Genomic DNA, 25,906 nt, shown 5'->3' on the forward strand with positions numbered 1-25,906 from the left:
GATCTAAGGGGTGAAGCAGTTGACAGGACAACTAGTTCAATATGGGCGGCACCGCCAGCGCAGAAGCTATGCAAGAATCAGCGAAGTTTTAGAGCTGCCAAATCTAATCGAAATCCAAACCGCTTCTTATGAATGGTTCTTGGAAGAAGGCTTAAGGGAAATGTTCAAGGATATTTCTCCTATTGAGGACTTCACAGGAAACCTTTCTTTGGAGTTTGTAGATTATAGCTTGGCTGAGCCTAACTATCCTGTAGATGAATCAAAGGAAAGAGACGTAACTTACAATGCTCCACTTCGCGTAAAGGTTCGCTTGTTGAATAACGAGACTGGTGAAGTGAAGGAACAGGAAGTTTTCATGGGAGATTTCCCATTGATGACGGACATAGGTACATTTATTATTAATGGGGCTGAGCGTGTTATTGTTTCACAGCTTGTACGTTCCCCGAGTGTTTACTTTAATGATAAGTTCGATAAGAATGGTAAACGCGGTGTAGCTGCTACGGTAATTCCGAATCGTGGTGCATGGCTTGAGTTCGAGACAGATGCAAAAGATGTTGCATACGTTCGTATTGACCGTACACGTAAGTTACCGATTACAGTACTGTTACGTAGTCTTGGCTTTGGTACAGATCAAGAGATTATCGACCTTATCGGCGATAATGAATATTTAAGAAACACCCTTGAAAAAGATAATACAGAAACAACGGAAAAGGCATTGCTTGAAATCTATGAACGTCTACGTCCAGGTGAACCACCAACAGTAGAAAATGCAAAAAATCTATTGGTTTCAAGATTCTTTGATCCGAAACGTTATGATTTAGCGCATGTCGGCCGTTATAAAATGAATAAAAAGCTTAACATTAAAAACCGTCTATTTAATCAAGTTTTAGCTGAAACAATCGCAGACCCTGAAACTGGCGAAGTACTAGCTGAAAAGGGCGAACGACTTGAGCGTAAACTTTTAGACAAGCTTATTCCTTACCTTGAACGCGAGGAAGAAAAACTTGGTGAAAAGACAATTACACCGCATGATGGTGTATTAGAAGAAGATATTGCTTTACAGTCTATTAAAATTATTGATCCAACAGATCCAGAAGGCGAACGCGAGTTGACGATTATTGGAAATGGCGGAGTATCAACGGATATTAAGAACATTACTCCTGCTGATATTCTCGCTTCAATCAGCTACTTCTTCAATCTGTTACACAGTGTTGGGGACGTAGATGATATCGATCATTTAGGAAATCGCCGTCTTCGTTCTGTCGGAGAACTCTTGCAAAATCAATTCCGTATCGGGTTATCTCGTATGGAACGTGTTGTTCGTGAAAGAATGTCGATTCAAGACACTTCCAGCGTAACACCGCAGCAATTGATTAACATAAGACCAGTAATTGCATCGATAAAAGAGTTCTTTGGAAGTTCACAGCTGTCACAGTTCATGGATCAGTCGAACCCGCTTAGTGAACTTACACATAAACGTCGTTTATCAGCACTAGGACCTGGTGGTTTAACTCGTGAACGTGCGGGATTTGAAGTGCGAGATGTTCACTACTCACACTATGGCCGGATGTGTCCGATTGAAACACCAGAAGGACCGAATATCGGGCTGATTAACACGTTATCCAGTTATGCAAAAGTAAATAAATTTGGTTTTATTGAATCACCTTATCGTCGCGTAGATCCGGAAACCGGTCAAGTCACTAATAAAATTGATTACTTGACAGCGGATGAACAAGATAACTATATTGTCGCACAAGCGAATGCTTTATTAGATGAAAACAATAACTTTATCGATGAAGAGGTAGTTGCTCGTTTCCGTGAGGACAATATTATTGTTTCACGTGATAAAGTTGACTATATGGACGTTTCACCGAAGCAGGTAGTCTCTGCTGCGACAGCTTGTATACCATTCTTGGAAAATGATGACTCTAACCGTGCGCTAATGGGTGCGAACATGCAGCGTCAAGCTGTTCCGTTAATGGTTCCAGAGTCGCCAATTGTTGGTACAGGTATGGAATATATAAACGGTAAAGATTCAGGAGCGGCAGTTATTTGCCGTCATGAAGGTATTGTTGAACGTGTGGAGGCAAAAGAAATTGTTGTCCGCCGTATTTCTGAGGTTGACGGCAAGGAAGTTGAAGGAGACACAGATTATTATAAACTTCAAAAATTCCAACGCTCCAACCAAGGTACATGTTATAACCAACGCCCTATCATTGCAGAAGGCGACCGTGTTACGAAAGGTGAGGTTCTCGCTGATGGACCATCTATGGAAATGGGAGAACTCGCACTTGGCCGTAACGTATTAGTTGGCTTTATGACTTGGGAAGGCTATAACTACGAGGATGCGATCATTATGAGTGAGCGCCTTGTAAAAGATGATGTTTACACTTCTATTCATATCGAAGAATTTGAATTAGAAGCTCGTGACACCAAGCTTGGACCTGAAGAAATTACGAGAGATATCCCGAACGTTGGGGAAGAAGCACTGAAGAACCTAGATGAACAAGGAATTGTCCGTGTTGGTGCTGAAGTTACTGACGGTGATATCCTTGTAGGTAAGGTAACACCAAAAGGAGTTACTGAATTATCTGCTGAAGAGCGCTTGCTGCATGCTATCTTCGGTGAAAAGGCTCGGGAAGTAAGGGATACATCACTGCGTGTTCCACATGGTGGCGGAGGAATCATTCTTGATGTCCGCATATTTAATCGTGAAGATGGCGATGAACTATCGCCTGGTGTGAATCAGCTTGTTCGCGTATATATCGTACAAAAGCGTAAAATTCATGAAGGGGATAAAATGGCCGGAAGACACGGAAATAAGGGTGTTATTTCAAAAATTCTTCCTGAAGAAGATATGCCATTTATGCCAGACGGTACACCGATTGACATTATGCTTAATCCGTTAGGTGTTCCTTCTCGTATGAATATCGGTCAGGTATTTGAATTGCATCTTGGTATGGCTGCAAGACTTCTTGGCATCCACGTTGCCTCACCAGTATTTGATGGAGCAACTGAGGAAGATGTTTATGAAACATTAGAAGAAGCTGGCATGGCGAGGGATGCGAAAACAATTCTGTATGACGGAAGAACTGGTGAAGCCTTTGATAACCGCGTATCTGTTGGAGTCATGTATATGATTAAACTGGCGCATATGGTTGATGACAAACTTCATGCTCGTTCTACTGGACCGTATTCACTTGTAACACAACAGCCACTTGGCGGTAAAGCACAATTTGGCGGACAGCGTTTTGGAGAGATGGAAGTATGGGCACTTGAAGCGTACGGTGCTGCTTACACACTTCAAGAAATCCTGACTGTTAAGTCGGATGATACAGTTGGACGTGTGAAAACATATGAATCCATTGTTAAAGGCCATAACGTACCTGAACCAGGAGTTCCAGAATCCTTCAAGGTATTAATTAAGGAATTGCAAAGTCTTGGTTTAGACGTGAAAATGCTTAATAGCCAAGAGGATGAAATAGATATGCGTGAATTAGAAGAAGATGAAATTCAAGCAGCTTCAAAACTTAATTTGGATATAGAAGAAAATTAAATCATTAATGGAGAACTGATAATGGGCTCAGTCAGTTCTCCTTCTGCAATAGCATTACAGCACATTAAATAAGGGAGGATTGCCCCTTGCTAGATGTAAATACGTTTGAATATATGAAAATAGGTTTAGCTTCTCCTGAGAAAATCCGTTCATGGTCTTATGGTGAAGTGAAAAAACCTGAAACAATCAACTATCGTACCCTTAAGCCAGAAAAAGACGGTCTATTTTGTGAAAGAATCTTCGGGCCACAAAAAGACTGGGAATGTCACTGTGGAAAATACAAACGTGTCCGCTACAAGGGCGTAGTTTGTGATCGCTGTGGTGTGGAAGTAACAAAAGCAAAAGTGCGCCGTGAAAGAATGGGTCATATTGAACTAGCTGCACCTGTATCACATATTTGGTATTTCAAAGGAATTCCAAGTCGTATGGGTCTTGTGCTAGACATGTCACCACGTGCGTTAGAAGAGGTTATCTACTTCGCGGCTTATATTGTTACAGATTCAGGCAATACACCACTTGAGAAGAAGCAGCTTTTATCTGAAAAGGAATACCGTACTTACTATGATAAATACGGAAAATCCTTTAAAGCTGAAATGGGTGCTGAAGCAATACGCAAACTTCTTCAAGATATTGATCTTGACAAAGAAGTGGCTTCATTGCGTGAAGAATTGAAGACAGCGCAAGGACAACGCAGAACACGTGCAATTAAACGTTTAGAGGTAATGGAAGCATTCCGTAACTCCGGAAACGAAACAAGTTGGATGGTATTAGACGTTCTGCCGGTAATTCCGCCAGAAATCCGTCCGATGGTACAGTTAGATGGTGGACGTTTTGCTACATCTGATCTGAATGATTTGTACCGCCGTGTAATTAACAGAAACAATCGTCTAAAAAGATTATTAGACTTAGGTGCACCAAGTATTATCGTGCAAAATGAAAAACGCATGCTTCAAGAAGCGGTAGATGCATTGATTGATAACGGTCGTCGCGGCCGTCCGGTTACTGGACCAGGAAACAGACCGTTAAAATCTCTTTCTCATATGTTGAAAGGGAAACAAGGACGTTTCCGTCAAAACTTACTTGGGAAACGTGTTGACTACTCAGGGCGTTCTGTAATTGTAGTAGGACCAAACCTGAAGATGTACCAATGTGGACTTCCGAGAGAAATGGCTCTTGAATTATTTAAACCATTCATCATGAAGGAACTTGTCGATCGCGGTCTTGCGCATAATATTAAATCAGCAAAACGCAAAATTGAACGCGTTCACCCAGATGTATGGGATGTACTCGAGGATGTCATTAAAGAACATCCAGTGCTTTTAAACCGTGCACCAACACTTCACAGATTAGGGATTCAGGCATTCGAACCAACACTTGTTGATGGTCGTGCAATTCATTTGCATCCACTTGTATGTACAGCGTATAACGCTGACTTTGACGGTGACCAAATGGCTGTACACGTTCCTTTATCTGCAGAAGCGCAAGCAGAAGCACGTATACTCATGTTAGCAGCACAGAATATCCTAAACCCTAAAGACGGAAAACCAGTAGTTACTCCTTCACAGGATATGGTTTTAGGAAACTACTATCTAACATTAGAGCGTGAAGATGCAATTGGAGAAGGCAGCATCTTTAAAGACTCAAATGAAGCGATGATCTCTTATCAGAATGGGAACGTTCATTTGCATACAAGAATTGCTGTGCAAGCAGGCAGTTTAAATAATAAGACCTTTACTGAAGAACAAAACAGTAAATTATTAGTTACTACAGTAGGGAAATTAATCTTTAATGAGATTCTTCCAGACTCATTCCCATATATGAACGAACCAACAAAGAACAATCTGGAGAAAGAAACACCAGCACACTATTTTGTTGATGCGGGAACAGATGTGAAGGAACTCATTAAAAACAGTGAAATCGTTAAGCCGTTTAAGAAAGGTTTCCTTGGCGATATTATCGCAGAGGTGTTTAAACGCTTTAAGATTATTGAAACTTCTAAGATGCTTGACCGTATGAAAGACTTAGGGTTCAAGTATTCCACTAAGGCAGGTATGACAGTTGGTATTTCTGACATTGTCGTGCTTCCAGGTAAAGAGAAAATCTTAGATGAAGCGCAAGAGAGAGTAGATAAGGTTCTAAAACAATTCCGTCGTGGTCTAGTGACAGAAGAAGAGCGTTACGATCGAGTAATTGCAATCTGGACACAAGCTAAAGACACGATTCAGGAAAAATTGATGCAATCCTTAAGTGATCGCAACCCAATCTATATGATGAGTGATTCAGGAGCGCGTGGTAATGCCTCTAACTTCACTCAGTTAGCTGGTATGCGTGGGCTTATGGCTGACCCATCCGGTAAAATTATCGAACTGCCGATTAAGTCGAGCTTCCGTGAAGGTCTAACCGTACTTGAGTACTTTATTTCTACACACGGAGCGCGTAAAGGACTTGCGGATACGGCGCTTAAGACAGCTGACTCAGGATATCTTACAAGACGTCTTGTTGACGTTGCGCAGGATGTTATCATTCGCGAAGAAGACTGTGGAACAGACCGTGGTTTACCGGTTTCGGCTCTTGTGGATGGAACGGAAGTCATCGAACCACTCATCGACCGACTTATCGGCCGAACAGCGTTTGATGATGTGAAGCATCCGGAAACAAACGAGCTTATCGTGAAGCATAATGAAATGATTAATGAAGATCAGGCGAAGGAAATTATAAACGCAGGTATCGAGGAAGTAACGATACGAACAGCCTTTACTTGTAATACAAAACATGGCGTTTGTCAAAAATGTTATGGCCGAAATCTTGCAACTGGGTCAGATGTTGAAGTTGGAGAAGCGGTTGGTATTATCGCTGCCCAATCAATTGGTGAGCCAGGTACACAGTTAACGATGCGTACATTCCATACAGGTGGAGTTGCTGGAGACGATATTACTCAAGGTTTACCGCGTATTCAAGAGTTATTCGAAGCGCGTAATCCAAAAGGGCAAGCGGTAATTACTGAAATCGCTGGAACGGTTAAGGAAATTAAAGAGTCAAAAGATAAACATGAAATTATCATTCAAGGTCAAGTGGAACAGCGCACATATGCTGTCCCATATAACGCTAGAATGAAAGTTGCTGTCGATGATCAAGTGGAAACTGGTCAGGAACTTACAGAAGGTTCGGTTGATCCGAAAGACCTCCTGCGCGTAAAAGGTGTTGAGGGCGTACAAGATTACTTGCTTCGCGAAGTACAACGCGTTTACCGTATGCAAGGAGTGGAAATTGGTGACAAACACGTGGAAGTAATGGTACGACAAATGCTTCGTAAAATCCGTGTAGTTGAAGCGGGAGATACGGACGCACTGCCAGGATCATTGCTTGAACTGCATCAATTCAAGGAAATAAACCAGCCAGTCCTCTTAAAAGGAGGCAACCCGGCAATCGGCAGACCAGTTCTATTAGGTATCACGAAGGCATCACTCGAAACAGATTCCTTCTTGTCGGCAGCATCCTTCCAAGAAACAACAAGAGTTCTTACAGATGCTGCGATTAAAGGAAAACGCGACGACCTTCTTGGACTGAAGGAGAACGTTATTATTGGGAAGCTTGTTCCAGCAGGTACGGGAATGCAGCAATACCGCACAATCGAATCTGCATTAGATCAGCCTGAGGCTGAACAAGTGGAAGAAACAGAATCCGTTCAATAATTACAAAAGCAGAAGCGCCCGTTTAGCAATTTACAAACCGGAAAACTTCGCGATGAGTTGAAAGAAACTCAGACGAATAAAGAGAGAGTTGCCTTAAAAACAGCTTTTAAAAACATCCGATAGTTGCTGGGCGCAAAATGTACGATAAGTTTGGAGTATAACAATTTAAAAATAATCCGGGAGCACCGAAAAATTAACAATAAAAATATTGACATTAAAAAACGAGAATGTTACTATATTCAAGGTGCTTCCGATTATAATTGTTACTTTGGAGGATGAAAGATGTCTTATGAAAAAGTGACTCAATTAAAGAATCGTATAGTTATTGGAACGAAGCAAACACTTAAAGCCATGATTAATGGCGAAGTGAGTGAAATTTTTATTGCTGCTGATGCTGAAAAGCATATAACGCAAAAGGTTGCTGATTTAGCCGAAGAGCTAGGTATACCTTGCCAGCAAGTGGATTCAAAGAGAAAGCTAGGTAAAGCCGCTGGCGTTGAAGTCGGTGCTTCAATCATAGCCGTGAAAAAATAGACGTTTTAGTATATGACGATATACTGAAGCATTCTTTTTTACCTTTTTATGAACCACCTGGATGTGTGGCATTACATTTAGCTAGTAAATAGGCTGATTACAACTAATGACTTGAACTTATTTTAAGAAGGGAGGATAACTAAATGCCTACAATTAATCAATTAATTCGTAAAGGACGCGTAAGCAAGCCGAAGAAGTCTGACTCACCTGCTCTTAACAAGGGGTATAACAGCTTCAAGAAGCAGCTTACAAACCAAAACTCTCCACAAAAACGTGGTGTATGTACTCGTGTTGGTACATTAACTCCTAAGAAACCGAACTCTGCTCTACGTAAATATGCGCGTGTTCGTTTATCTAATAACATGGAAGTTACTGCATATATCCCTGGAATTGGACACAACCTACAAGAGCACAGTGTAGTGCTACTTCGCGGTGGTCGTGTTAAAGACCTTCCTGGGGTACGTTATCACATCGTTCGTGGTGCACTTGACACTGCAGGTGTAGAAGGACGTATGCAAGGCCGTTCTAAATACGGTGCAAAGAAACCAAAAGCAAAATAAGCTAATTTAATTAATTGAGATATGAGAAAGGAGGAGGACATATGCCACGTAAAGGACCAGTACCTAAGCGCGATGTCTTGCCAGATCCACTTTATAATTCTAAACTAGTGACTCGCTTAATCAACCAAATCATGGTCGATGGTAAAAGAGGTATAGCGCAAAAAATACTTTATAAAGCATTCACATTAATCGGAGAACGCACTGGACAAGATCCAATGGAAGTATTCGAACAAGCAATGAAGAATGTTATGCCTGTACTTGAAGTGCGTGCACGCCGTGTTGGAGGTTCTAACTACCAAGTACCGGTTGAAGTTCGCCCTGAACGTCGTCAAGCATTAGGTTTACGCTACCTTGTTAACTACTCTCGTCTTCGTGGAGAGAAAACAATGGAAGATAGACTTGCTAATGAAATTATCGATGCATCTAACAACACAGGTGCTTCAGTTAAGCGCCGTGAAGAAATGCATAAAATGGCAGAAGCGAACAAAGCATTCGCTCACTACCGCTGGTAAGATTAGAAAACCTGGCATTCACAAATTCTTGGCGAATCGCCTAGTTGCACTTATGCAGTAAGGAAGTATTTATACTTTCTTAACTGCAAAACTAATTATAGCTCTTAAGAGGAAGGAGAAGAATACATGGCTAGAGAGTTCTCCTTGGAAAAGACGCGTAATATTGGGATTATGGCGCATATTGATGCAGGTAAAACCACTACTACGGAGCGTATTCTTTTCTATACAGGACGTATTCATAAGATTGGTGAAACGCACGAAGGTGCTTCACAAATGGACTGGATGGAGCAAGAGCAGGAACGTGGTATCACAATCACATCTGCTGCTACTACAGCTCAATGGAAAAACCATCGAATTAACATCATCGATACACCAGGGCACGTAGACTTCACAGTAGAAGTTGAGCGTTCTCTAAGAGTACTTGATGGTGCGGTTACAGTTCTGGATGCACAATCTGGAGTTGAACCACAAACTGAAACTGTATGGCGTCAAGCGACAACTTACGGTGTACCAAGAGCTGTATTCATCAACAAAATGGATAAAACTGGTGCAGACTTCCTTTATGCTACAAACACTCTAAGAGACCGTTTGGGAGCAAATGCGCATCCAGTACAAATGCCGATTGGTGCAGAGGATCAGTTTAACGGAATTATCGACTTGATCAAAATGGAAGCTCACTTCTATACAGATGACCTAGGAACTGTAGATGAAGCACGAGATATTCCAGCTGAATTACAAGATCAAGCAGAAGAACTGCGCGCTGAATTAATTGAAGCAGTTGCAGAAACTGATGAAGATTTAATGATGAAATATCTTGAAGGTGAGGAAATCACTGAAGAAGAATTAAAAACAGCAATTCGTAAAGCAACTTTAGCTGTAGAATTCTACCCTGTATTCTGTGGTTCTGCGTTCAAGAACAAAGGTGTACAATTACTTCTTGATGGTGTAATTGATTACCTTCCAGCTCCAACAGACGTTGCAGCAATCGAAGGTATTATTCCAGGATCAGAAGAAAAAGTAACACGTGAATCAGATGATGATGCGCCATTCTCAGCATTAGCATTTAAAGTAATGACAGATCCGTTCGTTGGAAAACTTACTTTCTTCCGTGTTTACTCAGGTAAATTAGAATCAGGTTCATATGTTAAGAACTCTGTTAAGGATAAGCGTGAGCGTGTGGGACGTATCCTGCAAATGCATGCTAACTCCCGTGAAGAGATCTCTATTGCATATGCTGGTGAAATTGCAGCAGCAGTTGGTTTGAAGGATACTTCTACTGGGGATACATTATGTGATGAAAAGAACTTAGTTATCTTAGAATCAATGGAATTCCCTGAACCAGTTATCTCAGTTGCTATTGAACCAAAAACAAAAGCTGACCAAGATAAGATGGGTACTGCTTTAGCTAAACTAGCTGAAGAAGATCCAACTTTCAAAACTGAAACAAACACTGAAACAGGCCAAACGATTATCTCTGGTATGGGTGAGCTTCACCTTGACATTATCGTTGACCGTCTGAAACGTGAATTTAAAGTAGAAGCGAATGTTGGAGCACCACAGGTTGCTTACCGTGAAACATTCCGTCAAGCTGCAGAAGTTGAAGGTAAATTCGTACGTCAATCTGGTGGACGTGGACAATACGGACACGTTTGGGTTAAGTTCGAACCTAACGAAGATGGAGCTGGCTTTGAATTTACGAACGCTATCGTTGGTGGGGTTGTTCCTCGTGAATACATTCCATCAGTTGAGCACGGTATTGAAGATGCACTTGATAATGGTGTATTAGCTGGATATCCATTAATCGATATTAAAGCAACACTATATGATGGTAGCTATCACGATGTTGACTCAAACGAGATGGCATTTAAGATTGCAGCTTCAATGGCATTAAAAGCAGCGAAGAACAAGTGTAATCCAGTTCTTCTTGAGCCAATGATGCGCGTTGAAATTGTTATCCCAGAAGAATATATGGGAGATATCATGGGTGACGTAACTTCACGTCGTGGACGTATCGAAGGTATGGAAGCTCGTGGAAATGCACAACTCGTTAAAGGGTTTGTACCTCTATCTGAGATGTTTGGCTATGCAACAGCATTACGTTCAAACACACAAGGCCGCGGTACTTACACAATGACATTTGATCATTACGAAGAAGTGCCTAAGAGCATCTCTGAAGAAATTATTCAGAAAAATGCTGGAGAATAATTGATTTTTTTCTCGAACTAACGTATAACATTTAGTGAGGACTAAGAAATAAGAGAACTTTGTTATTCCTTAGTTAAGTATATATTATAATTTAAAAACGTTTATTTATTTAAAGGAGGAACTATAAATGGGTAAAGAAAAATTCGACCGCTCCAAAGAGCACGTTAACGTTGGTACTCTTGGACACGTTGACCATGGTAAAACTACTTTAACAGCTGCAATTACAACTGTAATGGCAAAAGTAAACGGTGACGGAGACGCAAGAGGTTACGACCAAATCGACAACGCACCTGAAGAAAGAGAACGTGGTATTACAATTGCTACTTCTCACGTAGAGTATGAAACTGCTACTCGTCACTATGCACACGTGGACTGCCCAGGACACGCGGACTATGTTAAAAACATGATTACTGGTGCTGCACAAATGGACGGAGCTATTCTAGTAGTATCTGCTGCTGATGGCCCAATGCCACAAACTCGTGAGCACATCCTACTTTCACGTAACGTTGGGGTACCTGCATTCGTAGTGTTCCTAAACAAAGTGGATATGGTGGATGACGAAGAACTTCTTGAATTAGTAGAAATGGAAGTTCGTGATCTATTAACAGAATACGATTTCCCTGGTGATGATGTACCAGTTATCGCTGGTTCTGCACTTAAAGCTCTTGAAGGTGTTGCAGAATACGAAGAAAAAATCGTTGAACTTATGGCTGCAGTTGACGAATACGTTCCAACTCCAGAACGCGACAAAGAAAAACCTTTCATGATGCCAGTTGAGGACGTATTCTCAATCACTGGTCGTGGTACAGTTGCAACTGGACGTGTTGAACGTGGAGAAGTTAAGGTTGGAGATGAAGTTGAAATCATCGGTCTTAACGAAGCTCCTGGAAAAACAACTGTTACAGGTGTTGAAATGTTCCGTAAGCTTCTTGACTATGCAGAAGCAGGAGATAACATCGGTGCTCTTCTTCGTGGGGTAGCTCGTGAAGATATTAGCCGTGGACAAGTGCTAGCTAAGCCTGGTACGATTACTCCACATACAACTTTCAAAGCTGAAGTTTACGTATTATCAAAAGAAGAAGGTGGACGTCATACTCCATTCTTCGCTAACTACCGTCCTCAGTTCTACTTCCGTACAACTGACGTAACTGGAGTAATTGAACTTCCAGCTGGCGTAGAAATGGTAATGCCTGGAGACAACGTTGAAATGGCTGTAGATTTAATCTCACCAATCGCTATTGAAGAAGGAACTCGTTTTTCAATTCGTGAAGGTGGACGTACAGTAGGTTCTGGTGTTGTTTCTACAATCACTAAGTAATTAACCTAATAAAACAAAGCAGGTAGCTGACATTAGCTACCTGCTTTTTTAGTCTTATAAAATATTAACCAGACGATGCCGAAAGAGAGTAGATAAGTGCAGCTCCGACATCGGCTTAACAAGATACACACTTTCAGCATATCGGGCAGAGAAGAATAGAAGTTAGCTTGAACGAGCAGCCGACTTTAGGTGAAGAACAGCCGGCAAAGTTAATACCCAAATTGTACGTTTAAGAATCTATTTATTTGAGCCTAAAAAGAAGAGTTCAGTCCTTAGAAAAGCAATAAGACAATTTTGTTTGATATTAGACTAAAAAATATAGAAAACCCCTTGCAATTCAAGAGAAACATGCGTATAATATGTAGATGTGCAATCGAATGAGAAATAATAAAAAAGGTTGCAAAGACCAGCTTTTTTCTATATACTATTAATGTTGGTCGAAAAAGGCGATGATGTGAAAGGTTGTTGGCACACCCGGCCGCTTTGCCATGGCGCTGTGTCGAGGAATTTTCACGGAGAATGTCTATAATGATATGGGCGAAGGAGGGAAAATAATGGCAAAAGAAAAAATTAGAATCCGTTTAAAAGCATATGATCACCGCGTTTTAGATCAGTCTGCTGAAAAAATTGTTGAAACTGCAAAGCGTTCAGGAGCAAACGTGTCTGGACCTATTCCGTTACCAACTGAAAAGAATGTTTATACAGTATTGCGTGCGGTGCATAAATACAAGGATTCACGTGAGCAATTCGAAATGCGCACTCATAAGCGTCTAATCGATATTGTGAACCCAACGCCAAAAACAGTAGACTCGTTGATGAGACTTGATCTGCCGTCTGGTGTAGACATTGAAATTAAATTATAAAATATAGGTTTATTATAGGAGGTGTAACGGATGACGAAAGGAATCTTAGGACGTAAAATCGGCATGACTCAGCTATTCTCTGAAAATGGTGAGTTAGTACCTGTAACAGTTATTCAAGCTGAGCCGAACGTCGTATTACAGAAAAGAACGTTAGAAAATGACGGTTATGAAGCAATCCAATTAGGTTTTGCTGACAAGAAAGAGTCACGAACAAACAAAGCGGAAAAAGGTCATGCTGAAAAAGCGAGCACTAGCCCTAAGCGCTACGTTCGTGAAATCCGTAACGCTAATGTTGGCGAGTATGAAGTAGGCCAAGAAATTAGTGTTGATGTTTTCCAAGCTGGAGACAAAATTGATGTAACTGGAACTTCTAAAGGGAAAGGTTTCCAAGGTTCAATCAAGCGCCACAACCAAGCACGTGGACCGATGAGCCATGGTTCTCATTTCCACAGACGCTCAGGAGCAATGGCTATGGCAGCTGACCCAGCGCGTGTATTTAAAGGCAAAAAGTTACCAGGACAAATGGGTAGCGAAGTAGTAACTATCCAAAACCTTGAGGTAGTAAGTGTTGATGCTGAAAAGAATCTGCTTCTAGTTAAAGGTAATGTTCCAGGTTCAAAGAAATCTTATGTGAAAATCACAAGTGCATTAAAAGGTAATTAATCATTAAAAGAAGGGAGGATTTGTCATGCCTAAAGTAGCACTTTACAAACAAGATGGAAGTAACGCAGGAGAAATCGAACTAAACGAAGCGGTATTTGGTATTGAGCCAAACACACATGTATTGCATGAAGCTGTAGTGATGCAACGCGCATCTACTCGTCAAGGCACACATGCTGTTAAAAATCGTTCTGAAGTTCGCGGCGGTGGTCGTAAACCATGGCGTCAAAAAGGAACAGGTCGTGCACGTCAAGGGTCTATCCGTTCACCACAATGGGTTGGCGGCGGAGTAGTATTCGGACCAACACCACGCAGCTACAGCTACAAATTGCCGAAGAAAGTTCGTCGTTTAGCGCTTAAATCTGCATTATCTTCCAAAGTGAAAGAAGAAGGTATCTTTGTTTTGGAAACACTAGGATTAGATGTTCCAAAAACAAAAGAAATCATTAATTTACTTGAAGGATTAAAGGTAGAAGACAAAGCATTGATCGTAACTGCTGATAAAGATGCAACAGTAGCTAAGTCAGCAAACAACCTTCAATCAGTTAAAGTTTTAGCTGTAGAAGAATTGAATGTATTAGACTTGCTATCGTATGACAAGCTTATTATTTCTAAGGAAGCGGTCGAAAAAGCAGGGGAGGTGCTTGCATAATGAAGGAAGCACGTGATATTATAAAGCGCCCTGTCATTACAGAGAACAGTGCTGATTTAATGGCAGAGAAGAAATATACTTTCGAAGTGAACCCTAAGGCTAATAAAACAGAAATTAAAGATGCTGTTGAATTAATTTTTGGTGTTAAAGTTGAAAAAGTTAACACTTTTAACCTAAAAGGTAAATTCAAAAGAATGGGACGATACGGCGGATACCGCGCAGATCGTAAAAAAGCTATCGTACAGCTTTCAGAAGACAGTAAAGAACTAGACTTCTTTGAAGGCTAAAAATAACTAATAGAGAAGGAGGGAAAAAAGATGGCGATTAAGAAGTTCAAACCAACTTCAAATGGTAGACGTAATATGTCTGTACTTGACTTTGCAGAGATTACTACGGATACTCCAGAAAAATCCTTGTTAGCTCCACTATCAAAACGTGGCGGCCGTAATAACCAAGGTAGATTAACAGTTCGTCATCACGGCGGCGGTCATAAGCGTCAATACCGTATTATCGATTTCAAACGCGATAAAGATGGTATACCAGGACGCGTTGCTACAATTGAATATGATCCGAACCGTACAGCAAATATTGCTTTAATCCATTATGCTGATGGAGAAAAACGTTATATTTTAGCTCCTAAAGGAATTAAAGTAGGACAAGAAATTGAATCAGGTGTTGAAGCTGACATCAAACCAGGTAACGCTCTTCCACTTGCTAACATTCCAGTAGGTACAATCATTCATAACATAGAATTAAAACCAGGACGCGGTGGTCAATTAGCTCGTTCTGCTGGTGCAGAAGCACAAATTCTAGGACGTGAAGGAAAGTACACACTAGTTCGTTTAGCTTCAGGAGAAGTTCGTTTAATCTTAACAAGCTGCCGTGCAACAGTTGGCCAAGTAGGAAACATTGAACATGAACTTGTTCGTGTTGGTAAAGCTGGTCGCTCACGCTGGATAGGCAAGCGCCCAACTGTTCGTGGATCTGTTATGAACCCGAATGATCACCCACACGGTGGTGGTGAAGGACGTGCACCAATCGGACGTAAATCACCAATGTCACCTTGGGGCAAACCGACACTTGGCTACAAGACTCGCAAGCGCAACAAACCGTCTGATAAATATATCGTTCGCAGTCGTAAAAAATAAAAAATTACCACAGGGCGGGAAACGAACAAACCCGTCTCTTGAACTCTGGAAGGAGGTTTATCCATGGGTCGTAGTTTGAAAAAAGGACCTTTCGCAGATGACCATTTATTATCAAAAGTTGACAAATTAAACGAAGACGATAAAAAACAGGTTATCAAAACTTGGTCACGCCGTTCTACAATTTTCCCATCTTTTGTAGGTCATACAATCGCAGTATATGATGGACGTAAACATGTTCCAGTCTATGTAACAGAAGATATGGTTGGACATAAATTAGGTGAATTCGCGCCAACTCGTACGTTTAGAGGACATTCTGGCGACGATAAGAAAACAAAACGCTAAAATGAGAGGAGGCACTAAAGATGCAAGCTAAAGCTATTGCAAAATCGGTTCGTATTGCTCCTCGCAAGGTACGTTTAGTCGTTGATTTGATTCGAGGAAAAGACGTTGCAGAAGCAATCGCAATACTTAACCACACTCAACGTGGTGCTTCTCCAGTTGTAGAGAAAGTATTGAAATCTGCTATCGCAAACGCAGAGCATAACTACGAAATGGATACAGATAATCTAGTGATTTCTGAAGCATACGTTAACGAAGGTGCTACATTGAAACGTTTCCGTCCACGTGCACAAGGACGCGCTAGTAAAATTAACAAACGCACAAGCCACATTACAGTTGTGGTAACTGAAAAGAAGGAGGGATAGTTAGTGGGTCAAAAAGTGAATCCAACAGGTCTTCGCGTAGGGATCATTAAGGACTGGGAGTCAAGATGGTACGCAGGTAAAGACTATGCAGACTTACTACATGAAGATATTAAAATCAGAGAATATCTTGAAAACCGCTTAAAGATTGCTGCTGTTTCCTCTATCGAAATTGAACGTGCAGCAAATCGCGTAAACATTACTATTCATACTGGTAAACCAGGTATGGTAATTGGTAAAGGCGGTTCTGAAGTTGAAGCATTACGTAAAGCTTTAAATAAATTAACTGGTAAAAGAGTTCATATTAACATTGTTGAAATCAAAAAGGTTGATGTTAACGCAAAATTGGTTGCTGACAGCATTGCTCGCCAGTTAGAAAACCGTATTTCATTCCGTCGTGCTCAAAAGCAAGCAATTCAACGTGCTATGCGTGGAGGAGCAAAAGGAATTAAAACTCAAGTTTCTGGACGTCTAGCTGGTGCTGACATCGCTCGTGCAGAACACTACAGTGAAGGAACAGTTCCACTACACACATTACGTGCTGATATTGACTATGGTACAGCTGAAGCTGATACTACTTATGGTAAACTTGGCGTTAAAGTGTGGATCTATCGTGGGGAAGTCCTTCCAACTAAAAAAGAAAAATAAGGAAGGGGGCACTTTCTATGTTAATGCCTAAACGTGTAAAATATCGTAGACAACACCGTGGTAAAATGAGAGGTCAAGCGAAAGGCGGTACAACCGTTGCTTTCGGAGATTACGGTCTGCAAGCTGTAGAAGCTTCTTGGATCACTAGTCGCCAAATCGAAGCTGCCCGTATTGCAATGACTCGTTTCATGAAGCGTGGCGGTAAAGTTTGGATTAAAATATTCCCAGATAAGCCTTATACTGCAAAACCATTAGAAGTTCGTATGGGTTCAGGTAAAGGTGCTCCAGAAGGCTGGGTAGCAGTTGTAAAACCTGGAAAGATTATGTTTGAAATCGCAGGGGTAGAAGAAGAAGTTGCTCGTGAAGCATTAAGACTTGCTGCTCATAAATTGCCGATTAAAACTAAATTCGTAAAACGTGAAGAAATTGGTGGTGAAATCAATGAAGGCTAAAGAAATCAGAGAACTAACCACTGCCGAAATTGAAGAAAAAGTAAAATCATTAAAAGAAGAATTGTTTAATTTACGTTTCCAGCTTGCAACAGGTCAGTTGGAAAACACTGCACGCATTCGTGAAGTTCGTAAAGCAATTGCTCGTATGAAAACCGTTGTTCGTCAACGTGAACTAAGCGTAAATAACTGATTGAAGAGAGGAGGTTAGCCTCAATATGTCTGAACGTAATAATCGTAAAGTATATACAGGTCGCGTCGTATCTGACAAAATGGACAAAACAATTACTGTTTTAGTTGAAACATACAAGTTCCATAAATTATACGGTAAACGTGTTAAATATTCTAAGAAATTTAAGGCACATGATGAGAATAACCAAGCAAAAACTGGTGATATCGTACGCATCATGGAAACTCGTCCGCTTTCAGCTACAAAACGTTTTCGCCTAGTCGAAATCACAGAAGAAGCGGTAATTATATAATTAAAGTTGATTCGGAACAGATCCGAAGGGAGGTAACAGTGTTATGATTCAACAAGAAAGTCGTTTAAAAGTTGCAGATAACTCTGGTGCTCGTGAACTATTAACGATCAAAGTATTAGGTGGTTCTGGACGTAAGACTGCTAATATCGGTGACGTAGTTGTTTGCTCAGTGAAAAAAGCAACACCAGGTGGCGTTGTCAAAAAAGGTGAAGTTGTTAAAGCTGTCATCGTTCGCTCGAAATCTGGTGCACGTCGTAAAGATGGATCGTATATTCGTTTTGATGAAAATGCTGCTGTAATTATTCGTGATGACCAAAGCCCAAGAGGTACTCGTATCTTTGGACCAGTCGCACGTGAGTTACGTGATGCTAAATTCATGAAAATCGTATCTCTAGCTCCAGAAGTATTATAAGTGAATCTTTTTACCCGAGGAGGTGCGTCAAGCATGCATGTAAAAAAAGGTGATAAAGTTAAAGTATTATCCGGTAAAGACCGTGGTAAAACAGGTACAGTTTTAGAAGCGTACCCGAAGAAAGACCGTGTCCTTGTTGAAGGAGTCAATATGGTTCAAAAGCACGCGAAGCCTTCTCAAGAAAACCCACAAGGCGGAATTTTAAATCAAGAAGCTGCAATTCACGTGTCCAACGTATTGCCAATTGACCCTAAATCCGGTGAACCAACAAGAGTTGGTTATGAAGTTCGTGACGGCAAGAAAGTCCGAATCGCTAAAAAATCCGGTGAAGCGTTAGATAAATAAGTTTAGGTGAAAGGAGGGCGCCATGATGAATGAATTAAAACTAAGATATAAAGATGAAGTTACTCCATCTTTAATGAATAAATTTGAATATAAATCTGTAATGCAAGTACCTAAAGTTGAAAAGATTGTTATCAACATGGGTGTTGGTGATGCAGTACAAAACTCTAAAGCATTGGACAATGCTGTTGAGGAATTAACTTTAATTTCTGGTCAGAAACCACTAATCACTCGTGCAAAGAAATCAATCGCTGGTTTCCGTCTGCGTGAAGGTATGCCAATCGGTGCCAAAGTAACGCTTCGCGGTGAACGTATGTATGAGTTCCTTCAAAAGCTAGTTTCTGTATCACTGCCACGTGTACGTGACTTCCGTGGGATCTCAAAGAAGGCTTTTGATGGTCGAGGTAACTATACATTAGGAGTTAAAGAACAATTAATTTTCCCAGAGATCAATTACGATAAGGTAAATAAAGTACGTGGGTTAGACATCGTTATTGTTACAACTGCTAACACAGACGAAGAAGCTCGTGAACTTTTAGCTCAACTAGGCATGCCTTTCCAAAAATAGTCCTGAGAAATAAGGAGGGAAATTTGTGGCTAAAAAATCAATGATTGCAAAGCAACAACGCAAACAAAAGTATAAAGTACAAGAATATACTCGTTGTGAACGTTGTGGTCGTCCACATTCTGTAATTCGTAAATTTAAACTTTGCCGTATTTGTTTCCGAGAACTTGCCTATAAAGGTCAAATTCCTGGTGTCAAAAAAGCAAGCTGGTAAACCCCGATTTGGGAAGGAGGTAATGAATAATGGTTATGACAGATCCAATCGCAGATATGCTGACTCGTATTCGTAACGCAAATACTGTAAAACATGAAAAGCTGGAACTTCCTGCTTCAAAGATGAAAAAAGAAATCGCTGATATCCTTAAGCGTGAAGGATTCGTTAAGGATTATGAATTTATCGAAGACAACAAACAAGGTGTTCTGCGTATTTTCCTTAAGTACGGTGTAAATGAAGAACGAGTAATTACAGGTATCAAACGAATCAGTAAACCTGGCCTGCGCGTTTACGCGAAAGCAGACGAAGTACCACGTGTACTGAACGGCTTAGGAATTGCTATCGTTTCTACATCAAAAGGTGTGCTTTCAGATAAAGAAGCACGCAACCAAGCTGTTGGTGGCGAAGTACTAGCGTATGTTTGGTAATATTTTTTAAACCCGAGGAGGTGCAAGTAATGTCTCGTATAGGACTAAAACCAGTTGAAATTCCTGCTGGAGTTGAAGTAAAGCTTGAAGGCAACAAGATGACAGTTAAGGGCCCTAAGGGTGAGCTTTCCAGAGAACTTCACAAGGAAATGACTGTTACAATAGAAGACAATCAAGTAACTGTTTCACGCCCAAGTGACCATAAAGAACACCGTTCATTGCACGGAACAACTCGTACATTGATCGGCAACATGGTTGAAGGTGTAACAAAAGGATTCGAAAAATCCTTAGAAATCAATGGTGTTGGTTACCGTGCTCAAAAACAAGGTGATAAACTTGTTGTGAACGCAGGTTACTCACATCCTGTTGAAATCGATCCAATCGCTGGAATCGAAATTGATGTTCCAAAAAACACACAATTAACTGTAAAAGGTATCGATAAAGAATTAGTAGGTGCAGTAGCAGCGAACATTCGCGCAATTCGACCACCTGAACCATATAAAGGTAAAGGTATTCGCTATGTTGGTGAATATGTACGTCGTAAAGAAGGTAAAACTGCTAAGTAAGATTAGTTAGGCGAGAAAGGAGTGACTTAGATGATCACAAAACCTGACAGAAATTCAATGCGTATGAGAAGACATGCACGTGTACGCAGAAACCTATCCGGAACTGCTGAATGTCCACGTCTAAACGTATATCGTTCAAACAAACATATTTATGCTCAATTAATTGATGATGTAAACAATGTTACAGTTTCTAGCGCTTCTACAAAAGATAAAGAACTAAACGCAGCTCAAGGCGGCAACGTTGAAGCAGCTAAACAAGTTGGAGAGTTAATCGCTAAACGCGCTCAAGATAATGGCTTCAAACAAGTTGTATTTGACCGTGGAGGCTATTTATACCATGGACGTGTGAAAGCATTGGCAGAGGCTGCAAGAGAAGCAGGTCTCGAATTTTAATCGTTAAAGGAGGTTACCGTGTAAATGAATACAAACATCGATCCGAACAAATTAGATTTAGAAGAACGCGTTGTGACGATCAACCGCGTTTCTAAAGTGGTTAAAGGTGGACGTCGTATGCGTTTTGCTGCATTAGTTGTTGTTGGCGACAAGAACGGCTATGTAGGCTTTGGTACTGGTAAAGCACAAGAAGTACCTGAAGCAATTAAAAAAGCAGTAGACGATGCTAAGAAAAACCTGATCCTTGTACCAATCGTTGGAACTACAATCCCTCATGAAATTAATGGGCGTTTCGGTTCTGGTAACGTATTGATGAAACCAGCTACAGAGGGTACAGGAGTTATCTCTGGTGGACCGGTTCGTGCGGTTCTTGAGTTAGCAGGTGTTGGTGATATTCTTACTAAATCACTTGGAGCTAATACTCCAATCAACATGATTCGTGCAACAATTAGTGGATTAGAAAACTTAAAAACAGCAGAAGAAGTAGCGAAACTACGTGGAAAGTCTGTTGAAGAACTGTTAGGATAAGGAGGGAAACAATATGTCTAACAAATTAGAAGTCACCCTCAAACGCAGTGTTATTGGCGGTACTGACGTGCAACGCAGAACTGTTCAGGCACTCGGATTAAAAAAGATCCGTCAAACGGTGGTACTTGAAGATACACCAGTAAATCGTGGTATGATTAATAGAGTATCCCACTTACTAGACGTTAAAGAAGCGTAAGAATTTCTATAAATAAGGAGGTGCTCCGATGAGACTTCATGAATTGAAGGCAAACGAAGGTACGCGTAAAGAGAGAAACCGTGTTGGTCGCGGAATGTCATCTGGAAACGGTAAGACTTCTGGTCGCGGACATAAGGGACAAAAAGCACGTTCAGGCGGCGGTGTGCGTCCAGGATTCGAAGGCGGACAAATGCCTTTATTCCAACGTTTACCTAAACGTGGTTTTACAAACATCAACCGTAAAGAGTATTCAATCGTTAACTTGGATACATTAAATCGTTTTGAAGAAGGCACTGAGGTTACTCCAGAGCTATTACTAGAAGTAGGTGTCGTAAGCAAATTGAATGCAGGTATTAAGATACTTGGTAAAGGCGCTATCGAGAAAAAACTAACAGTAAAAGCTCATAAGTTCTCTGCACAAGCGAAAGACGCTATAGAGAATGCGGGCGGTAAGACTGAGGTGATCTAATGTTTCGCACAATCTCCAATTTTTGGCGTGTAGCTGACATTAGACGGAAAATACTTTTCACACTAGGGATGTTAATTATTTTCCGTCTAGGCACATTTATTCCAGTTCCATTTACGGATAGGTCAGCGATTGATTTTATCAATAACCAGCAAAATGTATTTGGATTCTTAAATACGTTTGGTGGGGGAGCACTACAAAACTTCTCCATTTTCGCAATGGGGATTATGCCTTACATTACAGCATCTATTATTATGCAGTTACTGCAGATGGATGTTGTTCCGAAATTCGCTGAGTGGAAAAAACAAGGAGAAATGGGCCGTAAGAAAATTGCTCAGGTTACTCGCTATGGCACTATCGTGCTTGCGTTTGTCCAGGCAATCGCTATGTCAGTTGGTTTCAACGCAATGGCAGGCGGCTTATTAATCCAAGACCCAGGCATTATGAAGTTCTTAATTATTGCAGTTACTCTAACTGCTGGAACAGCATTCTTAATGTGGGTAGGTGAGCAGATTACTGCACATGGGGTTGGAAATGGTATCTCAATTCTGATCTTTGCAGGTATCGTAGCAGCTGTACCTAACGGAGTGGGTCAACTTTTCAGCCAGTATTTCGTTAACCCTGGTGATGAATTATTCATCAATATTATCATTGTTATAATTATTGCTTTAGTAGCAATTGCTGTAACCGTAGGAGTTATATATGTCAATCAGGCATTACGTAAAATTCCTGTACAGTATGCAAAGAAATTAGTAAACCGTTCACCAGTTGGTGGTCAATCTACACATTTACCGATTAAAGTAAATGCTGCAGGGGTTATCCCGGTCATTTTTGCAATTGCCTTTATGGTAGCACCTAGCACTGTTGCTGGCTTCTTTGAAGGAAACTCAGTTGCTGCAGTAATCATGAAGGTGTTTGATTACACACAGCCAATTGGAATGGTAATCTATTCTGCGTTAATTATTGCATTCACATATTTCTATACATTTGTTCAAGTAAACCCTGAACAAATGGCGGAAAATCTTCAGAAACAAGGTGGATATATTCCAGGTATCCGTCCTGGACATAATACAGAAATGTATCTTACACGTGTAATGAAGCGGCTAACATTTGTAGGAGCGCTATTCCTGGCTGCAGTTTCTGTTCTGCCTATCGTTTTAGGAAGTCTTGCAAACCTACCACAAGCAGTACAAATCGGTGGCACAAGCTTACTAATCGTTGTGGGAGTAGCATTACAGACTATGAAACAGCTTGAAGGACAGTTAGTGAAACGTCACTACAAAGGGTTTATTAAATAAAATCCTTACGCCACCTAAAAGCGAGGGGAAAATGTTGAATTTAATTTTAATGGGTTTACCTGGTGCCGGAAAGGGTACACAGGCAGAGAAAATAAAAGAAAAATATAACATCCCTCATATTTCGACAGGGGATATGTTCCGATTAGCCATAAAAGAAGGCACAGACCTGGGCAAGAAGGCGAAAGAATTCATGGATCAGGGTGCACTTGTACCGGATGAAGTGACTATTGGAATTGTAAGAGAACGTTTGATGAAGGATGACTGTAAGAATGGCTTTCTCTTGGATGGTTTTCCAAGAACGATTGCACAAGCAAAAAGCTTAGAACAGCTGCTGACAGAATTAAACGAATCGATTAACTCTGTTTTGCATGTAGATGTTCCAAAGGAAAAATTAGTGGAGCGTTTATCCGGTCGAAGAATTTGCCCGACTTGTGGAACTGCCTATCATGTTGAATTCAATCCGCCAAAGGTTGAAGGTATCTGTGATAAGGATGGTACACCGTTAACTCAGCGTGATGATGATAAACCTGAAACGGTGAAAAATCGTCTAGCTGTTAATATCGAGCAAATGCAGCCATTACTCGACTTTTACCAAGACAAAGGGCATCTTGTCCGCGTAAATGGAGATCAAGACATCAATGATGTTTTCCAGGAGATTCGTTCGAAGTTGGAAAACGAATCATTATAACAAAAGTAAATTCAGAAAGATGCATTTCTATTTCTAAAAAGTTATAATGAATGGCGTAACAACAGATGATTTGCTTCATATAAGATAGCAAAAATTCATATAACGAATGATAGACTCACTAATTTGGAAAGTAATTGACAGCCTATATAAAGGTAAATATTGATGAAACTGATCCATTCCTAAATGAGATCCAATCGTTCGTGTCTTTCTGGGACGTGAGGCGGATCAATACGCAGTCGGTAAAGAAGTTGTGGATGATCGGTACGTCTTATTAGCTGATGGAGAACAATAAAAAGCCGATAAGTGAAGGAAGAGTTAATCTTCTAATAGAGCTTAGGACTTATCTCTCCAGAAGTCCAAACAGCCTTCTATAAACTGGTCGCGTCACAACAGGGAAAATTAGATTTGTCAAACAAACGCTTTTACCTAAGCTTGTGACTGATTTGAAGAAGGGAGATCAACACGATGGCGAAAGATGATGTTATTGAAGTAGAAGGTACTGTAACAGAAACACTGCCTAACGCAATGTTTAATGTCGAGCTCGAGAACGGACATACCGTTTTAGCGCATGTATCTGGGAAAATACGTATGCACTATATTCGTATCCTTCCAGGTGACAAGGTTACAGTTGAACTTTCTCCGTACGATTTAACAAGAGGTCGAATCACGTACCGTTATAAATAATGCTCCGATATTAAAGGAGGTAATAAGGATGAAAGTAAGAGCATCTGTAAAACCAATTTGCGAAAAATGTAAAGTAATTAAGCGTAAAGGCAAAGTAATGGTGATTTGCGAAAATCCGAAACATAAACAAAAACAAGGCTAAAAACAGGAGGTGCTTTAAAACATGGCACGTATTGCAGGTATTGATATTCCACGTGACAAACGTATTGTCATTTCATTAACGTACATTTTTGGAATCGGCAAAACAACTGCACAGAAAATCCTTAAAGAGGCGGAAGTATCTGAAGACACTCGTGTGCGTGATCTTACAGAAGATGAACTTGGTCGCATTCGTAAAGCTGTTGAACAGTTTACAATTGAAGGGGACCTTCGTCGTGAGACTTCACTTAACATAAAACGTCTAATCGAAATCGGTTCTTATAGAGGATTACGTCATCGTCGTGGATTACCAGTTCGTGGTCAAAAAACGAAAAACAACTCTCGTACTCGTAAAGGCCCGCGTAAAACTATGGCTAACAAGAAGAAGTAACATTGAAAGGAGGACAAAAATAGATGTCTCGTAAAACAAACACACGTAAACGCCGTGTAAAAAAACATGTTGAAACTGGGATCGCACATATTCGTTCTACATTCAACAATACAATTGTAACGATTACTGACGAAAAAGGTAATGCAATTTCATGGAGCTCTGCTGGTGCATTAGGCTTTAAAGGTTCTCGTAAATCTACTCCTTTTGCAGCACAAATGGCAGCTGAAACTGCAGCTAAAACAGCAGTGGAAAATGGAATGAAAAACTTAGAAGTTACTGTTAAAGGACCAGGAGCAGGTCGTGAAGCAGCAATTCGTTCACTTCAAGCAGCTGGCTTAGAAGTTACAGCAATTGTGGATGTAACACCGGTTCCTCACAATGGTTGTCGCCCACCAAAACGTCGTCGTGTATAATTAACTGTATTTTGTTTATTTAAAGGTCGGCAAAGCATCGACTTTATGGATAACATCGTATAGAATTTGTCGCCCTGTCTATACTGGGTTATAATGGCAGAAATTATCTGCTAGGTTTAACAAAGAAGAAAATAGATAGAATGTACAAAGGAAAGACAGGTAGTGCAAAATGCGCGACTACTTATTTGAGGAATTTCGGTTAGA

The 25,906-nt window shown here is 40.7% G+C and carries 34 protein-coding genes; all 34 read left to right on the forward strand.

Features of this window, described 5'->3' with window-relative positions; translation table 11 throughout:
• Nucleotides 1-19 precede the first annotated feature (19 nt).
• The 34 genes from rpoB to rpsK all read left to right on the forward strand — a co-directional run bounded on the left by rpoB (nt 20) and on the right by rpsK (nt 25,702).
• Nucleotides 20-3,556: a DNA-directed RNA polymerase subunit beta gene (gene rpoB / locus NST93_RS14835; protein ID WP_405098335.1), complete on the forward strand. Its 3,537-nt coding sequence runs from the start codon at nt 20-22 to the stop codon at nt 3,554-3,556.
• 86 nt (nt 3,557-3,642) lie between these two features.
• Nucleotides 3,643-7,248, forward strand: a complete 3,606-nt coding sequence (rpoC, locus tag NST93_RS14840; protein WP_405098337.1) for a DNA-directed RNA polymerase subunit beta' — start codon at nt 3,643-3,645, stop codon at nt 7,246-7,248.
• Nucleotides 7,249-7,530: 282 nt separating this feature from the next.
• Complete coding sequence (locus NST93_RS14845) at nt 7,531-7,782, forward strand: ribosomal L7Ae/L30e/S12e/Gadd45 family protein (RefSeq protein WP_405098339.1); 252 nt, start codon at nt 7,531-7,533, stop codon at nt 7,780-7,782.
• A gap of 143 nt (nt 7,783-7,925) precedes the next feature.
• Entirely contained in the window at nt 7,926-8,342 is a 417-nt protein-coding gene (gene rpsL, locus NST93_RS14850; RefSeq protein WP_405098341.1) for a 30S ribosomal protein S12, read from the forward strand.
• A 41-nt stretch (nt 8,343-8,383) separates the two neighbouring features.
• Nucleotides 8,384-8,854, forward strand: a complete 471-nt coding sequence (rpsG, locus tag NST93_RS14855; protein WP_405098343.1) for a 30S ribosomal protein S7 — start codon at nt 8,384-8,386, stop codon at nt 8,852-8,854.
• A 126-nt stretch (nt 8,855-8,980) separates the two neighbouring features.
• Nucleotides 8,981-11,059 carry an elongation factor G gene (fusA, locus tag NST93_RS14860; RefSeq protein WP_405098345.1) on the forward strand — a complete coding sequence of 693 codons (2,079 nt, stop codon included), beginning with the start codon at nt 8,981-8,983 and terminating at the stop codon, nt 11,057-11,059.
• Nucleotides 11,060-11,186: 127 nt separating this feature from the next.
• Nucleotides 11,187-12,377: an elongation factor Tu gene (gene tuf / locus NST93_RS14865; protein WP_405098347.1), complete on the forward strand. Its 1,191-nt coding sequence runs from the start codon at nt 11,187-11,189 to the stop codon at nt 12,375-12,377.
• 554 nt (nt 12,378-12,931) lie between these two features.
• Nucleotides 12,932-13,240 (forward strand): 30S ribosomal protein S10, encoded by a 309-nt coding sequence (gene rpsJ, locus NST93_RS14870; protein WP_405098349.1) that lies wholly within the window; start codon nt 12,932-12,934, stop codon nt 13,238-13,240.
• A 30-nt stretch (nt 13,241-13,270) separates the two neighbouring features.
• Entirely contained in the window at nt 13,271-13,903 is a 633-nt protein-coding gene (gene rplC, locus NST93_RS14875) for a 50S ribosomal protein L3 (protein WP_405098351.1), read from the forward strand.
• 25 nt (nt 13,904-13,928) lie between these two features.
• Complete coding sequence (gene rplD, locus NST93_RS14880; protein WP_405098353.1) at nt 13,929-14,552, forward strand: 50S ribosomal protein L4; 624 nt, start codon at nt 13,929-13,931, stop codon at nt 14,550-14,552.
• Nucleotides 14,552-14,839, forward strand: coding sequence for a 50S ribosomal protein L23 (gene rplW, locus NST93_RS14885; RefSeq protein WP_405098355.1), 288 nt, complete (start codon nt 14,552-14,554; stop codon nt 14,837-14,839). The genes rplD and rplW overlap by 1 nt, the downstream gene beginning before the upstream one ends.
• Nucleotides 14,840-14,869: 30 nt before the next feature.
• Nucleotides 14,870-15,700, forward strand: a complete 831-nt coding sequence (rplB, locus tag NST93_RS14890; protein WP_405098357.1) for a 50S ribosomal protein L2 — start codon at nt 14,870-14,872, stop codon at nt 15,698-15,700.
• Nucleotides 15,701-15,763: 63 nt separating this feature from the next.
• A complete protein-coding gene (gene rpsS / locus NST93_RS14895; RefSeq protein WP_405098359.1) occupies nt 15,764-16,042 on the forward strand; it encodes a 30S ribosomal protein S19 in 279 nt (92 codons plus the stop codon).
• A 20-nt stretch (nt 16,043-16,062) separates the two neighbouring features.
• Nucleotides 16,063-16,404 carry a 50S ribosomal protein L22 gene (gene rplV, locus NST93_RS14900; protein ID WP_405098361.1) on the forward strand — a complete coding sequence of 114 codons (342 nt, stop codon included), beginning with the start codon at nt 16,063-16,065 and terminating at the stop codon, nt 16,402-16,404.
• 3 nt (nt 16,405-16,407) lie between these two features.
• A complete protein-coding gene (gene rpsC / locus NST93_RS14905; RefSeq protein ID WP_405098363.1) occupies nt 16,408-17,049 on the forward strand; it encodes a 30S ribosomal protein S3 in 642 nt (213 codons plus the stop codon).
• A 17-nt stretch (nt 17,050-17,066) separates the two neighbouring features.
• Nucleotides 17,067-17,501, forward strand: a complete 435-nt coding sequence (gene rplP, locus NST93_RS14910) for a 50S ribosomal protein L16 (RefSeq protein ID WP_405098365.1) — start codon at nt 17,067-17,069, stop codon at nt 17,499-17,501.
• Complete coding sequence (gene rpmC / locus NST93_RS14915; protein ID WP_405098367.1) at nt 17,491-17,691, forward strand: 50S ribosomal protein L29; 201 nt, start codon at nt 17,491-17,493, stop codon at nt 17,689-17,691. The genes rplP and rpmC overlap by 11 nt, the downstream gene beginning before the upstream one ends.
• A 25-nt stretch (nt 17,692-17,716) precedes the next feature.
• A complete protein-coding gene (gene rpsQ / locus NST93_RS14920; RefSeq protein ID WP_405098368.1) occupies nt 17,717-17,980 on the forward strand; it encodes a 30S ribosomal protein S17 in 264 nt (87 codons plus the stop codon).
• 43 nt (nt 17,981-18,023) lie between these two features.
• Nucleotides 18,024-18,392, forward strand: a complete 369-nt coding sequence (gene rplN / locus NST93_RS14925) for a 50S ribosomal protein L14 (protein WP_405098370.1) — start codon at nt 18,024-18,026, stop codon at nt 18,390-18,392.
• Between the two features lie 33 nt (nt 18,393-18,425).
• Nucleotides 18,426-18,737 (forward strand): 50S ribosomal protein L24, encoded by a 312-nt coding sequence (gene rplX / locus NST93_RS14930; RefSeq protein ID WP_405098372.1) that lies wholly within the window; start codon nt 18,426-18,428, stop codon nt 18,735-18,737.
• A gap of 25 nt (nt 18,738-18,762) precedes the next feature.
• Nucleotides 18,763-19,302 carry a 50S ribosomal protein L5 gene (rplE, locus tag NST93_RS14935; protein ID WP_405098374.1) on the forward strand — a complete coding sequence of 180 codons (540 nt, stop codon included), beginning with the start codon at nt 18,763-18,765 and terminating at the stop codon, nt 19,300-19,302.
• 25 nt (nt 19,303-19,327) lie between these two features.
• Nucleotides 19,328-19,513 (forward strand): 30S ribosomal protein S14, encoded by a 186-nt coding sequence (gene rpsN / locus NST93_RS14940; RefSeq protein ID WP_206269980.1) that lies wholly within the window; start codon nt 19,328-19,330, stop codon nt 19,511-19,513.
• 29 nt (nt 19,514-19,542) lie between these two features.
• Nucleotides 19,543-19,941, forward strand: coding sequence for a 30S ribosomal protein S8 (gene rpsH / locus NST93_RS14945; protein ID WP_405098376.1), 399 nt, complete (start codon nt 19,543-19,545; stop codon nt 19,939-19,941).
• Nucleotides 19,942-19,970: 29 nt separating this feature from the next.
• A complete protein-coding gene (gene rplF, locus NST93_RS14950; RefSeq protein WP_405098378.1) occupies nt 19,971-20,507 on the forward strand; it encodes a 50S ribosomal protein L6 in 537 nt (178 codons plus the stop codon).
• A gap of 30 nt (nt 20,508-20,537) precedes the next feature.
• Complete coding sequence (rplR, locus tag NST93_RS14955; protein ID WP_405098380.1) at nt 20,538-20,900, forward strand: 50S ribosomal protein L18; 363 nt, start codon at nt 20,538-20,540, stop codon at nt 20,898-20,900.
• 24 nt (nt 20,901-20,924) lie between these two features.
• Entirely contained in the window at nt 20,925-21,428 is a 504-nt protein-coding gene (gene rpsE / locus NST93_RS14960; RefSeq protein WP_405098382.1) for a 30S ribosomal protein S5, read from the forward strand.
• A 13-nt stretch (nt 21,429-21,441) separates the two neighbouring features.
• Complete coding sequence (rpmD, locus tag NST93_RS14965; protein WP_405098384.1) at nt 21,442-21,624, forward strand: 50S ribosomal protein L30; 183 nt, start codon at nt 21,442-21,444, stop codon at nt 21,622-21,624.
• A gap of 28 nt (nt 21,625-21,652) precedes the next feature.
• Nucleotides 21,653-22,093 carry a 50S ribosomal protein L15 gene (gene rplO / locus NST93_RS14970; RefSeq protein WP_405098386.1) on the forward strand — a complete coding sequence of 147 codons (441 nt, stop codon included), beginning with the start codon at nt 21,653-21,655 and terminating at the stop codon, nt 22,091-22,093.
• Nucleotides 22,093-23,388, forward strand: coding sequence for a preprotein translocase subunit SecY (gene secY / locus NST93_RS14975; RefSeq protein ID WP_405098388.1), 1,296 nt, complete (start codon nt 22,093-22,095; stop codon nt 23,386-23,388). The genes rplO and secY overlap by 1 nt, the downstream gene beginning before the upstream one ends.
• 34 nt (nt 23,389-23,422) lie before the next feature.
• The gene (locus NST93_RS14980; RefSeq protein ID WP_405098390.1) at nt 23,423-24,076 is read left to right on the forward strand and encodes an adenylate kinase; all 654 of its coding nucleotides are present in this window, start codon (nt 23,423-23,425) and stop codon (nt 24,074-24,076) included.
• Nucleotides 24,077-24,541: 465 nt separating this feature from the next.
• A complete protein-coding gene (gene infA / locus NST93_RS14985; RefSeq protein ID WP_121524869.1) occupies nt 24,542-24,760 on the forward strand; it encodes a translation initiation factor IF-1 in 219 nt (72 codons plus the stop codon).
• A 28-nt stretch (nt 24,761-24,788) separates the two neighbouring features.
• A complete protein-coding gene (gene rpmJ, locus NST93_RS14990; protein WP_010095733.1) occupies nt 24,789-24,902 on the forward strand; it encodes a 50S ribosomal protein L36 in 114 nt (37 codons plus the stop codon).
• A 21-nt stretch (nt 24,903-24,923) separates the two neighbouring features.
• Nucleotides 24,924-25,289 (forward strand): 30S ribosomal protein S13, encoded by a 366-nt coding sequence (gene rpsM, locus NST93_RS14995; protein WP_405098393.1) that lies wholly within the window; start codon nt 24,924-24,926, stop codon nt 25,287-25,289.
• A gap of 23 nt (nt 25,290-25,312) precedes the next feature.
• A complete protein-coding gene (gene rpsK / locus NST93_RS15000; RefSeq protein ID WP_206269989.1) occupies nt 25,313-25,702 on the forward strand; it encodes a 30S ribosomal protein S11 in 390 nt (129 codons plus the stop codon).
• The last annotated feature ends 204 nt before the right edge of the window (nt 25,703-25,906 follow it).

Source organism: Oceanobacillus sp. FSL H7-0719 (assembly GCF_045040795.1).
In the GTDB taxonomy this organism is placed as follows: Bacteria; Bacillota; Bacilli; order Bacillales; family Amphibacillaceae; genus Oceanobacillus.